At 74.0% G+C, this 12568-nt stretch carries 8 protein-coding genes; 2 read left to right on the forward strand and 6 right to left on the reverse strand.

What is annotated here, in order from left to right; all coding sequences use genetic code 11:
• Positions 1–40 precede the first annotated feature (40 nt).
• Positions 41–1324: an ROK family transcriptional regulator gene (locus NLU66_RS04785; protein WP_259361802.1), complete on the forward strand. Its 1284-nt coding sequence runs from the start codon at positions 41–43 to the stop codon at positions 1322–1324.
• A 36-nt stretch (positions 1325–1360) separates the two neighbouring features.
• On the opposite strand, the gene NLU66_RS04790 is transcribed toward NLU66_RS04785, so the two are convergent.
• Positions 1361–3358, reverse strand: coding sequence for a glycoside hydrolase family 43 protein (locus NLU66_RS04790; protein ID WP_259361803.1), 1998 nt, complete (start codon positions 3356–3358; stop codon positions 1361–1363).
• Between the two features lie 258 nt (positions 3359–3616).
• Between NLU66_RS04790 and NLU66_RS04795 the strand changes: the two genes are divergently transcribed.
• Positions 3617–5911, forward strand: coding sequence for a glycoside hydrolase (locus NLU66_RS04795; RefSeq protein WP_259361804.1), 2295 nt, complete (start codon positions 3617–3619; stop codon positions 5909–5911).
• A 41-nt stretch (positions 5912–5952) separates the two neighbouring features.
• Here the strand turns inward: NLU66_RS04795 and NLU66_RS04800 are convergent, their stop codons facing one another.
• The 5 genes from NLU66_RS04800 to NLU66_RS04820 form a co-directional block, all read right to left on the reverse strand.
• Positions 5953–7275, reverse strand: a complete 1323-nt coding sequence (locus NLU66_RS04800; RefSeq protein WP_259361805.1) for a glycoside hydrolase family 27 protein — start codon at positions 7273–7275, stop codon at positions 5953–5955.
• A 1-nt stretch (position 7276) separates the two neighbouring features.
• The gene (locus NLU66_RS04805; protein WP_259361806.1) at positions 7277–8548 is read right to left on the reverse strand and encodes an FAD-binding protein; all 1272 of its coding nucleotides are present in this window, start codon (positions 8546–8548) and stop codon (positions 7277–7279) included.
• A gap of 1 nt (position 8549) precedes the next feature.
• Entirely contained in the window at positions 8550–10058 is a 1509-nt protein-coding gene (gene araA / locus NLU66_RS04810; RefSeq protein WP_259361807.1) for an L-arabinose isomerase, read from the reverse strand.
• 5 nt (positions 10059–10063) lie between these two features.
• Positions 10064–10819: an L-ribulose-5-phosphate 4-epimerase gene (locus tag NLU66_RS04815; RefSeq protein ID WP_259361808.1), complete on the reverse strand. Its 756-nt coding sequence runs from the start codon at positions 10817–10819 to the stop codon at positions 10064–10066.
• A gap of 80 nt (positions 10820–10899) precedes the next feature.
• Positions 10900–12549 carry a xylulokinase gene (locus tag NLU66_RS04820; protein WP_259361809.1) on the reverse strand — a complete coding sequence of 550 codons (1650 nt, stop codon included), beginning with the start codon at positions 12547–12549 and terminating at the stop codon, positions 10900–10902.
• Between the last annotated feature and the right edge of the window lie 19 nt (positions 12550–12568).

The following is a 12568-nucleotide window of genomic DNA, read 5'->3' on the forward strand; positions in this document are numbered from 1 at the left end:
GCGGGTCGCCCCCGCAGGCCCCACGACCGGGAGGGAAGCCGTGGCCACGAAGACGTCCAAGGACATCCGCAGCGAGAGCCGCTTCATGGTGCTGCGCACGGTCTACGCGCGCGGCACGGTCACCCGTGCCCAGGTGAGCGCCGAGACGGGGCTCAGCCCGGCGACGGTCACGACCCTCGTCGGCGAGCTCGTCGAGGAGGGCGTGCTGCGTGAGGCGGGCCGGATCTCCTCCCAGGGCGGGCGGCCCACCTCGACGTTCCAGGCGAACCCCGCGCGCGGCGCGCTGCTCGCGGTCGACGTCGCGGAGACCTACGTGCGCGTGGACCTCTTCGACGCGTCCCTCGTGCGGGTGGACCAGGAGCGTGTGGACCTCGCCCCGGGGACGCAGAGCATCGCCACCATCGCGGAGCGGATCGGCGGCTGCATCACCGTGATCCTCGCGCGGCACCCGGAGCTCGAGGGGGAGGTGCTCGGCGCGGGCATCTCGCTGCCCGGGCAGGTGGACCCGGCGCGCGGGGTGGACGTCTTCGCCCCCAACTGGGACTGGCACGAGGTGCCGCTCATGGAGGAGCTCGAGAAGGCCGTCCCCGTGCCCGTCCGCATCGACAACCCGCTCATGGCGCTCGCGACGGGTGAGCTGTGGTTCGGGGCCGGGCGGCGCTTCCGCCACTTCGTCGCCGTGAACCTCGGGACCGGTGTGGGGGCGGGGATCATCGTCGACGGCCAGCTGCTGCGCGGCCCCGGGAACTCCGCCGGCGAATGGGGGCACACGACCCTCGTCTGGGGCGGGCGCGCCTGCCGCTGCGGCCGCTCCGGCTGCGTCGAGGCGTACGTGGGCGTCGAGGGCATCCGCGCCACGGTCGCGGAGATCGACCCCGAGCACGAGCTGCTCGCCGTGCCCCATCACCGGGACTTCGTCGAGCGGCTCATGCGCGCGGAGGCCGCCGGGGACCAGACAGCGCGCGAGGCGCTGCTGCGCACGGGCGACTACCTCGCGGCGGCCGTCGGCAACCTCGTGAACCTGCTGAACCCCGAGCACGTCTCGGTGCTCGGCTGGATCACCCGGTACGCGGGCTGGGAGCTGCAGGAGCGGGTGCGCGAGCGCATCGCGCAGGAGTGCCTGCCGGGCCCCTCCGCCGCGCTGAGCATCGAGTTCACCGAGGCGGACGGTGAGGGCGTGAGCCTCGGCATGGCGGTGCTCGCCCTCGAGGGGTTCCTCGAGCGGGTGGGCCTGCCGAGCCCGTCGAGCCCCCCGACCCCCGTGGTGCCCGCCGCCGGGCGCGGCCCGCGCACCGGCTGGGCGGTCCCGCAGCGCGAGGGCTGAGCGGCCGACGGGGTCCCCGTCGGCCGCCCGCTCCCGTCACTCGGCGACGATCGCCACCCAGCTGACCTGCACGTCGGGCGAGCGCGTGGGGTGCAGGACGAGGCGGATCTCCCCGGCCTCGCCCACCTCGACCCCGCCGTAGGCCGCGGCCTCGGGGGTCGCGGTGAACAGCTGCTCGTCGGCGACGACCTCGTCGTTGATGCTCACCTGCGCGGCGCGGTTCGCCCAGGGCCACGGGTCGTAATAGCCCACGTGCACCGTGTACGAGCCGGCGGGCAGGTTCGCGAAGCGGTACGTGAGGTCGTCGTGGTCCGTGGCGTAGCGCAGCGTGCGGTCGATCGAGTCGGTGCCGCTGCCGGCGCTCTTCGAGCGGCCCTCGTAGCCCCAGACGCTCCCCGTCGCCGGATCGGCGCCGTAGGGCTGGTCCGCGACGGAGTTCCGCAGGCCGCGGCCCTGGGCGTGCTCACGCAGGGCCAGGTAGTCGCTCGTCTCCTCGCCGCCCGCGTTCACGAGGTAGACCATGTGCTGCGGGACCACGAGCACCTCGCGCCGCACGGTGAGGCCCTCGGGACCGGAGAGGGTGCCCGTGACGGCGACCTTCCCGGGTCGGTCGAGGGTCGCCTCCCAGGTGATCCTGCGCTTCTCGCTCGTGCCGTCCGCGAGGCGGAGGGTGCCGTGGCGGGGGAGGCGCTGCGTCTCGCCGATCCGCACGGACTCCGGCAGGGCGACGTCGACGGTGAAGGCGGGCTGGGCGGGCTGGTCCTCCCAGCGCCAGGAGTCCTCCCACACGAGCGAGGTCTGCGTGCCCTCGCCGAAGCGCAGCGGCAGCCAGATGTACGGCGCGTTCTTGAGGTCGGAGGGGGTCCAACGGTCACCCATGTAGATGTAGGTGCCGCGCTCCGGGTCCACGGGGATGACGTTCGTGGACTGGGAGCGGAATGTGTCCCCGGCGCCACCGCCGCCGCCCTCTCCCGTCACGGGGTTGCCGTGGTCGGTCCACTCGCCGAGGATCTCCGTCGCGGTCGCGTACTGGGCGGGGTTGGGGTCCCAGCCGGTCGCGCCGGAGGTGATGAGGTAGTAGGTCCCCGCGCGCTTGAACAGGGCCGGGGCCTCGCGGTGGGCGCCGATGTAGGGCCGGATGAAGTCCACGCCCTTGACGGCGTCCTCCGCGGGGGTCGCGAGCTGGGTGAAGTCCTCGTCGAGCCTCGAGATGAACAGGGAGTAGTTCTCCTCGCTCGAGTAGATGATGTAGGCGGTGCCGTCGTCGTCGAGGAAGAGGGTCATGTCCCGGGCCATGCCGGGGTTGTCGGGCTGCCAGTCGGGCTCGCCCTCGGGGGCGTGGTGCAGGCGGTAGCTGTCGATCCAGCGGAAGGGGCCGGTGGGGGAGTCGGAGACGGCGACGCCGGCACGGGCCTTCGCGTACTGGGCGGTGGAGGTCTCCGAGGGGCCGTCGGCGTGGACCCACATGACCCAGGTGCCCTTCGCGGCGTTGTGGAGCACCTTGGGCCGTTCGAGGATCGCGGCGGGGGCGCTGCTGCCGGGGGTCGCGGTGGTCTGCAGGTCGCGCACGACGGCGGCCTTCTGCTCCTCGGTGTACCCCTCGTAGAGCGCCGTGAAGTACGGGTCGGTGTCGATCTCCTCCGCGGTGGTGAGGGCGCGCAGGGCGAGGCCCTCGTCGGTCCAGGTGTAGAGGTCGCGCGAGGAGTAGACGTGCACGCCGGGGGAGGAGCCGTAGCCGTTGCTCCGGTCCTCGCCGTACCAGAGGTAGAGCGGGCCCTCGGCGTCCTCGGAGACGACGACCTGGCCACCGTGCGCCTGGATGACGTTGCCGGCGGTGTCGAGCCAGGGCTCGCCGGGGGTGAACGCGGTGCGTGCGTCGGCGTCCGCCGGCGCGTCCTCGGTGGTCGTGCCCTCGGCGAGGGCGGGGGCGGCGGCGAGCGCGGCCAGGGGCGGCGCCGCGAGGGCGGCGGCCAGGACGCTGCGCCGGCGGGGGAGCATGCTGCGGCGGGGGAGGGGAGGCAGGGGAGCGGGCACGGGGACTCCTCGTCGAGTCGTGCGGGAGCGGCCGGCGCGGTCGCGGGGCCGATGGGCGCCGGGCACGTCCGCGTGCTCCGGCCACCCTTATCGCACCCCTCGAAAGAAGTGCGGTGGGTCGACCGTAGCCGGGCCGACGCACGAAGGGAAGGGGTCCGGCCGGATGCCGGGAAAGCCTGGACTTCACGTGACGACACCCTTACCCTAAGGGTCACCAAAAGCTGCTCGACGTCGTGCGGCACCAGGAGACGAGGCGCCATGTCCACCGCATCCCCCACGCCGTGGAGCGCTCGCTCCCCGATCCACCGCCCCGGGCTCGTCCGCCCCACCCGGCGCGCGCTGCTGGCCGGCTCCGTCGCCGCCGGGGCCGCCGTCGGCGCCGTCACCGGAGCAGGGACCGCCCGTGCGGAGGGCGCCCCCGCCGCACCGGCCTATGCCATCACGATCGACCCGACCGTCCGCCACCAGCGGATCGAGGGCTTCGGCGCCTCCGGCGCCTGGTGGGCGCAGAAGCTCGGCGCCTGGCACGCGCCGCGCCGCCACGAGGTCGCCCGCCTCCTCTTCTCCCGCAGCCAGGGGATCGGCCTGTCCCAGTACCGCTACAACATCGGCGGCGGGACCGACGAGACCATCACCGATCCCTGGCGCACCGCCGAGGGCTTCGAGACCGGACCCGGCACCTACGACTGGAGCCGCGACGCGGCCGCCCGCCGCTTCCTCCGCGCCGCCGCGGACCACGGCGTCGAGGACCTCATCGCCTTCGTGAACTCCCCGCCCCGGCGGCTCACCGCGAACGGCCACACCTACGGCGACCCCGGCACCTCGAACCTCCCCGCCGAGCACCACGAGGAGTTCGTCGCCTACCTCCTCGACGTGCTCCGGCACTTCCGCGACGAGGAGGGCATCGCCTTCCGCACCCTCAGCCCGATCAACGAGCCCCAGTGGACCTGGGACGGTCCGGGCCAGGAGGGCTGCCACTACGAGCCCGAGCAGGTCCATGACCTCACCGCCGCCGTCGTGCACGCCCTCGCGGACAGCGACCTCGACACCGTCGTCTCCGCCCCCGAGTCCGGCGAGTACAAGGCGCTCTACTCGGGGCAGTCCTATACGGACGTGCTGCTCGATGATCCCGACCTCCGCGCCGGCCTCGGCGAGCTCGCGACCCACTCGTACTGGTCGACCGACGAGCAGCGCACGCTCGCCGCGGAGCATCTCGCCGCGCACCCCGAGGTCCCGCTCGCCATGACCGAGTGGTGCGAGATGGTCGGCGGGCGCGACGCCGGGATGGACTCCGCCCTCGTGCTCGCCCGCACCGTCCACGCCGATCTCACCCTCGCCGGCGCCACGAGCTGGCAGTACTGGATCGCCGTGAGCCGATACGACTACCACGACGGCCTGCTCTACACCGACTACGTCGAACCGGGTGACGAGGAGACCGTGCAGGAGACGCGCCGGCTCTGGGCGCTCGGGAACTACAGCCGCTTCCTCCGCCCCGGCGCGCGCCGGATCGACCTCGCGCTCACGGAGTCCGCGCCGCAGGAGGGGGTCATGGCGGCCATCCCCTTCGTGCGCCCCGAGATCACCGCGGGCACGGCGACGGGGGAGCGGATCCTGAGGATCGAGGACCCCGCCGGGGACGACACCGGCCCGGGCGCCGTCACCTATCCCGGGAACGCCGTCTTCGCGCCGGGCACCTTCGACCTCCGCTCGGTCGAGATGATCGACGACGGCGAGGACGTGCTCGTCGCCGTCCGGCTCGGCGCCGATCTCGTGGACCCCTGGGGCGGATCGCCCGTCGGCCACGACCTCGTGAACATCGACCTCTACGTCGACGCGGGGGCCGAGGGCGGCTTCACCGATCTCCTCCCCGGGCGCCGCGCCCGGGTCGCCGAGGGCTTCGCCTGGGACCGGGCCGTCCTCGCCTCGGGGCGCACCGACGTCATCGCGGCCGATGTCGCCGCGAAGGTCTCCCCGGAGATGCAGGAGCGGCTCCTCGTCGCGCTCGAGGACGCCCAGCAGGTCGAGGGGGACACGCTCACGATCCGTGTGCCCAAGGCGTTCCTCGGCGACGTGCAGCCGGGCTGGGCGATCCAGGTGGTCGTCACCGGCTCGGAGGGGAACGCGGAGTCCGACTCCCTGCGGGTGCGCGAGGTGCTGAGGGAGGCGACGGACTGGAACTTCGGCGGCGGATCCGACGGCCACGAGGACCCGAACATCCTCGACCTCCTCGTCCCGGACGGCATGACCCAGGCCGAGGCCCTCGCCTGGACCCCGGCGAGCGTGGTCGAGGTCCGGGCCTCCGCCTACCTCGACGAGGAGACCGGCACGCTCGTGGTCGTCGCGATCAACGAGTCCGCGAGCGAGCAGGCCGTGGAGATCGCCGTCCCCGTGCGCTCCCCGAAGCTCCGGCTGACGCCCTGGCGGACCTCCGAGGAGGAGGCGCTCGCGAAGGGGGAGGCGATCGTCCTGCACCGAGGGGACGACGGCGCCGCCCGCGGCACGGTGACCCTCGCCGCGCGCTCCGTCACCACCTTCACCGCGCCGCGGCCGTGACCGGGAGGCGGTCGGTCCCTCCCGGGGCCGACCGCCCCGCCTCAGCCGCGCGGCGTGTGCCGCAGCAGCACCGCGCCGTGGCGGGGGATCCGCACGTCGATCGCGGTGGAGCCTGGGGCGACGCCGCGGGCGTCGTCGGACTGCACGCTGACCTCCCGCAGGGGTGCCGGCTCCCCGCTCCACAGCTCGGTGACCTCGCCGAGGCCGCGGCCGGGCAGGCCCACGTCCTGGCTGTCGAGCGACACCTCGAGCTCCTCCTCGCCCACGTTGAACGCGGCGATCCAGGTGCGGCCGTCGGCGGCGTCGGCCGTCCAGAGCACGAGCGGGTCCTCGCGGAACACCTCCCGGCTCGCGGTCGCCTCCGCCTGCACGGCGAGCACCTCGGCATTGCTGAGCAGGGCGATCGTCGCGGGATCGGAGGTGGGCAGGTCCCCGCCCACCATGAGCGGGGAGCGGGCGATCACCCAGAGGGTCATCAGGGTGCGGCGCTCCTCCGGGGTGAGCAGGTCGTCGCGGGGCTCGCCGCGCTCGGCGCGGATCCCGATCCGGCCCAGCGGCAGCATGTCGCCGTCGGGCCAGCCGTCCGGGCCGGCGTGCGGGGCCCAGCGGGCGAAGCGCGCGAGGTTCGCCTCGACGTCCTCCCACGAATCCCAGAGGTCGTCGCAGATCCGCCACATGGTCGCGTGCTCGCGCAGGTGCGGGAGCCGGGTGAGGGACAGGTCCCGGCCGGGGGAGAGGCTCAGCTGCATCGGCCGGCCGCTGCGCGCGATCGACCCGGCGAAGGCCTCGATCTCCGCGGCCTGGTAGGGCCAGAGCATGTCGTCGACCTTGAGGAAGTCGACGCCCCACGCGGCGTACTGGGCGAGCACCGAGTCGTAGTAGGCGCCCGCGCCGGGCACCGTGTGGTCGATGCCGACCATGTCCGGGTTCCACTCGCAGGCGTTCGTGGGATCCGCGATCTGCGCGGCGGTGAGCGAGGAGCCGGCCACGGGGAGGTCCGCGGCGACGGCGCGGCGGGGGATCCCGCGCATCACGTGGATGCCGAGCCGCAGGCCGAGCGCGTGGATCTGCTCGGCGAGCGGGCCGAAGCCGGCGCCGCCCGCGGCGCTCGGGAAGCGGCCCGGGTCCGGCTGGAGACGGCCGTTGCCGTCCATGACGAGCGGGGCGTCCGCGTTGTAGCCGTGGGAGCGGGCCGACGGATCCGCCCAGTCGATGTCGACGACGACGGTGTCCCAGCCGTGGGGGAGCAGGTGCTCGGCCAGGAAGCGGGCGTTCTTGAGCACCTCCTCCTCGGTGACGGTGGTCCCGTAGGAGTCCCAGGAGTTCCAGCCGCGGGGCGGGACGGCGGCGGTCGTGGTGGTCATGTCACTCCCCGAGCAGGCGGTCGCTGTAGGCGTTGGCGAAGGTGCGGCCGGGATCCAGGCGGTCGCGCAGCGCCAGGAAGTCCGCGAGCCGCGGGTACTGGTCGCGCACCACGGCGGGGTCGGTCGTGAAGACCTTGCCCCAGTGCGGGCGCGGGGCGAAGGGCGCCAGGCGCTCCTCGATCTCCGGCAGGAGCGCGTCGACCTCGCGCGGCATCTGCTTCCACGTGAAGTGGACGCAGGCGCTGTCGCGGTGATGGGCCGGGGAGAGCCAGAGCTCGTCCGCGGCGACGGTGCGCACCTCGGAGGCGTGCAGCAGCGGCCGGATCCGCTCGCCGAGCGGCATGACCGCCGCGAGCGCGGCCGCGAGGTCCTCCCGGGCCACGAAGTACTCCGACTGGATCTCCTCCCCGCTCGAGGGGGTGAAGGCGAGACGGAAGTGCGGGAGCCGCTCGTGCGCGGGCCCCGGCTCGCCGCTCTGGTCGGTGCAGGGCTCCGCGCCGATGCCGGGCAGCGGGTGCACGGGCCGCGGGGCCCGGGTCCCGCCGTGCCAGCGCTCGGGCAGCGCGGGCTGTCCCTCGGGGCCGAGCCGACGCTTCACCCAGGCCTGCGCGATCGTCCCGTCCCAGTGGTGGAAGAGGCTCACGCTGTCCCCGGCGCCGAGGATCGCGGAGAGCTCCTCCTGCGCGAGCGCCGCGGCCGGGAGGTCGAGGTGGACCGTCTGCGCCATGTCGTGGGCGGGGACGAGGTCGAGGGTGAGGTGCGTGGCCACGCCGAGCAGGCCGAGCGCGAGCACGGCCCCGCCGAACACCTCCGGATCCGCCTCGCGGTCCAGGGTGAGCAGGTCCCCGCCCGCGGTGACCAGCTCGATGCGGCGCACCGCGTTCGCGAGCGAGCGGTGGCCGTCCCCGGAGCCGTGGGTGCCCGTCGCGCTCGCGCCGCCCACGGAGATGTGCGGCAGCGAGCCCATGTTGCCGAGCGCGAGCCCCGCCTCGTGGGCGGCGACGGCGACCTCCCCGTACCGGACCCCCGCCCCCACGCGCACGGTGCGCGCGGCGGTGTCGACCTCGATGTCTGCCGGCATCCGGGCGAGGGTGACGAGCGGACCGCTCGAGACCGCGACCTCGGAGAACGAGTGGCGGGTGCCGAGCGCCCGCAGCCGCGGCGAGGCGGCGACGAGCTCCTGCAGCTCGGCGACGGAGGCGGGGGAGTGCAGCGGGCCGGGACCGTAGTCGACGGTCCCGGACCAGCTGCGGCCCGGTGCGGAGAAGGCCATCTCAGAAGCCCTGCGCGAGGCGGTGGTAGACCTGGTTGGTGCGCAGCTCCTGGGCGAAGGAGCGCACCGTGGTGGTCTCGTCGATGATCGCGAGCTCGAGGTCGCCGATGGTCGCGAGGTCCTCCCAGGTCTCGAGGTCCACCGCGGAGCTCATGACCGTGTGGTGGGCGGCGCCGGCCGTCAGCCAGCACTCCGCGGAGGTCGCGAAGTCCGGGGCGGGCTCCCACACCGCGCAGGCCACGGGCAGGTTCGGGAGCTCCTCGTCGGGCTCGACGACCTCCACGACGTTCGCGACGAGGCGGAACCGCTCGCGCATGTCGGACAGCGCGACGACGACCGCGGGGCCGGGGTCGGCGGAGAAGGTGAGGCGCACCGGGTCCTCGCGGTCACCGATCCCGAGCGGGTGGATCTCGAGCGAGGGGCGGGCGGTGGTGAGGGAGGGGGAGACCTCGAGCATGTGCGCGCCGAGGATCTTCTCCTTCCCGGGGGTGAGCTCGTACGTGTAGTCCTCCATGAGGGAGGCGCCGCCGGGCAGGCCGTGGCCCATGACGGCGGCGACCCGCACGAGGATCGCTGTCTTCCAGTCGCCCTCCGCGCCGAAGCCGTAGCCGTCGGCCATGAGGCGCTGCACGGCGAGGCCGGGCAGCTGGCGCAGCCCGCCGAGGTCCTCGAAGTTCGTGGTGAAGGCGCCGAAGCCGCCCTCCTCGAGGAAGCGCCGCAGGCCCAGCTCCTGGCGGGCGCCGTAGCGCAGCGACTCGTGGCGCTCGCCGCCGGCGCGCAGCTCGGGGACGACGTCGTAGAGCTCCTCGTACTCGGCGACGAGGGCGTCGATCGCGGAGTCCTCGATCGCGTCGACCACGGCGACGAGGTCGTTGACGCCCCAGGTGTTCACGGAGACGCCGAGCCGCAGCTCCGCCTCGGTCTTGTCGCCCTCGGTGACGGCGACGTTGCGCATGTTGTCGCCGAAGCGCGCGAGCCTCAGGGAGTGCATCTCCGCCCAGCCGGTCGCGGCGCGGGCCCAGCGGCCCACCTTCGCCTGCACGCCCGCGTCGCTCGCGTGGCCGACGACGGTCCTGCGGTCCACGCCGAGCCGCGTGGCGATGTACCCGAACTCGCGGTCGCCGTGGGCGGCCTGGTTGAGGTTCATGAAGTCCATGTCGATCGTGCCCCAGGGTAGGGCGACGTTCGCCTGGGTGTGCAGGTGCAGCAGCGGGGTGCGCAGGGCGTCGAGGCCCTGGATCCACATCTTGGCGGGGGAGAAGGTGTGCATCCAGGTGATGACGCCGACGCAGGCCGGGTCCGCGTTCGCGGCCAGCGCGACCTCGCGGATCGCGTCGCGGTCGGTGAGGACGGGCTTCCAGACGATCTTCACGGGGATGTCGGAGGCGGCGTCGAGGGTCTCGGCGATCGTGCGGGACTGCTCGGCGACCTGGTCGAGGGTCTCGGGGCCGTACAGCCCCTGGCTTCCGGTGAGGAACCAGATCTCGCGGGTTTCGAAGGGGTTCTGCATGGTGCTCAGGCCTCCTGGGGCTGGTCGTCGGCGGGGGTCGCGGCGCTCTGGCCGTAGACGTTCTGGTAGCGGTCGAAGAGGGAGTCGACGAGCTCCGGGGGGATCGGCAGCGGTTCGCCGAGCTGTCGGGAGATGTGCACGGTGCGGGCGACCTCCTCGCACATGACGGCGGCCTTGACCGCGTCGCGGGCGTCGGAGCCGATCGTGAAGGGGCCGTGGTTCTGCATGAGCACGGCGCGGGAGCGGGAGCCGCGGAGGGTCTCGACGATGCCGCGGCCGATCGAGTCGTCGCCGATCACGGCGAAGGGGCCGACGGGGATCGGGCCGCCGAACTCGTCGCCCATCATCGTGAGCACGCAGGGGATCTCCTCGCCGCGCGCCGCCCAGGCGGTCGCGTAGGTGGAGTGCGTGTGGACGACGCCGCCCACGTGGTCGAGGTGCTCGTACACGTAGGCGTGGGCGGCGGTGTCCGAGGAGGGTGAGAGGGAGTCGGGCGTGCCGTCCTCGATCTTCGCGCCGTCGAGGGTGCACACGACCATCGACTCCGGGGTGAGGTCGTCGTAGGAGACGCCGGAGGGCTTGATGACGAACAGGCCCGGGAGGTCGGCGGGCAGGCCGGGCACGCGCTCGGAGACGTTGCCGGCGGTCCAGACGACGAGCCCGTTGCGGGGCAGCTCGGCGTGCAGGGCGGCGACGCGCTCACGGGTGGCGGCGACGGCCTCGCGCACGGGCGCGGGGAGGTCGGCGAGGACGAGGGGCACGGGGGCTCTCCTTCAACGTTGTAGCAGGACGTGCGGGGGATCCGACGGGCGCGCGGTGCGCCCGTCGGGGGAGGGGAGGTTCAGGCGAGCGTCTCGCCGGCGAGCCGCTCGACGGGCAGTGCGGCGGTGTACGCCTCGAGCCAGCGGGCGTAGCCGGCCACGCCCTCGGGGGAGGGATCGAGCACGCTCTGGTCCTCACCCGCGAAGACCTCCTGGTCCAGGAAGTCCGCGAGGGAGAGGTCCCCGTCGCCGTGCCGGCGGCGGCGGGCGTAGGCGGCGAGCAGGGCCATGCCCCAGGCGCCGCCCTCGCCGGCGGAGGCGCCGACCGCGACGGGGGTGTCGATCGCGTCGGCGAGGACCTGCTGGGCCACGCCCGCGGTGCGGAAGATGCCGCCGTGGGCGTGCATGACGTCGAGCTGGACGCCCTCGTCCACGAGCAGGGCGCGCATGCCCACCGCGAGCGCCCCGAAGGCGCCGTGCAGCTGGGCCCGCATGAGGTTCTCGAGCGTGAAGCGGGCGGACTGCTCGCGCACCAGCAGCGGGCGGCCCGAGGGCACGCCGGTCTGGTGCTCGCCGGAGAGGTAGTTGTAGCTCAGCACGCCGCCCGCGTCGGCCTCGCCCTCGGCGCCCGCGCGGAACAGGGTCGAGTAGAGCTCCTCCGCGGGGACCGGGGAGCCGGAGAGCTCCGCGAACCGCGCGAAGATCCCGAGCCAGGCGTCGAGGTCGCCCGTGCAGTTGTTCGTGTGGATCATCGCGACCGGGTGCCCGGCGGGCGTGGTGACGAGGTCGATCTCCTCGCGGGGGCCGGAGAGCGGCCCCTCGAGCACGACCATCGCGAAGGCGCTCGTGCCGGCGCTGACGTTGCCGGTGCGCGGGCCCACCGCGTTCGTGGCGACCATGCCGGTGCCGGCGTCCCCCTCGGGCGGGGCGGCGACGGCGCCGGGGCGCAGGGTGCCGCTCGGGTCGAGCAGCCGCGCGCCCTCCTCGGTGAGCTCGCCCGCGTCCTGGCCGGCGACGAGCACCTCGGGGAGGAGGTCCGTCAGCGACCAGGGGCGATCGCGGAAGGCCTCGAGGCCGCCCGCGCGCTCGAGCAGCTCGGCGTCGTAGCCGGTGCCGTCCGCGGCGATCGGGAACATGCCGGAGGCGTCGCCCACGCCGAGCACGTGCCGGCCCGTGAGGCGGCGGTGCACCCAGCCGGCGAGGGTCGTGATCGCGCCCAGGCGGTCCACGTGCTCCTCGCCGCCGCGCGCGGCGTGCAGCAGGTGGGACACGCTCCAGCGCAGCGGGATGTTCAGCCCGAGCGTCGAGGAGAGCTCCGCGGCGGCGTCCTCGGTGTAGGTGTTGCGCCAGGTGCGGAAGGGGACGAGCTGCTCGCCCTCGGCGTCGAGCGCGAGGTAGCCGTGCATCATGCCGGAGATGCCGATCGAGGCGAGCTCGGTGATCTCCGCGCCGTGCCGCTCGCGCACCTGCGCGGCGAGATCGGCGTAGCAGGCCTGCAGGCCGGCCTCGGCGTCCTCGAGGGCGTAGGTCCAGTTGTCCTCCGCGAGGGTGTTCTCCCAGGCGTGGGAGCCGGTCGCGAGGACGGCGCCCGCGTCGTCGACGAGGGCGGCCTTGATGCGGGTCGAGCCGAGCTCGATGCCGAGGTGCGCGCGGCCCTCGGCGAGGGAGGCGGCCTGCGCGGCGGCGTCCTCCGCGGTACGGTCGTCAGGGGTCACGGCATCGTGAGTCATGGGGGCATCCCATCACCTG

This window comes from Brachybacterium sp. NBEC-018, from assembly GCF_024860185.1.
Taxonomy (GTDB): domain Bacteria; phylum Actinomycetota; class Actinomycetes; order Actinomycetales; family Dermabacteraceae; genus Brachybacterium; species Brachybacterium rhamnosum.

Excerpts from the sequence above, each read along its gene's own strand:
- araA (WP_259361807.1), bottom strand. The coding sequence starts at position 10,058 with ATGCAGAACCCCTTCGAAACCCGCGAGATCTGGTTCCTCACCGGAAGC.
- NLU66_RS04805 (WP_259361806.1), bottom strand. The coding sequence starts at position 8,548 with ATGGCCTTCTCCGCACCGGGCCGCAGCTGGTCCGGGACCGTCGACTAC.
- NLU66_RS04800 (WP_259361805.1), bottom strand. The coding sequence starts at position 7,275 with ATGACCACCACGACCGCCGCCGTCCCGCCCCGCGGCTGGAACTCCTGG.
- NLU66_RS04820 (WP_259361809.1), bottom strand. The coding sequence starts at position 12,549 with ATGACTCACGATGCCGTGACCCCTGACGACCGTACCGCGGAGGACGCC.
- NLU66_RS04795 (WP_259361804.1), top strand. The coding sequence starts at position 3,617 with ATGTCCACCGCATCCCCCACGCCGTGGAGCGCTCGCTCCCCGATCCAC.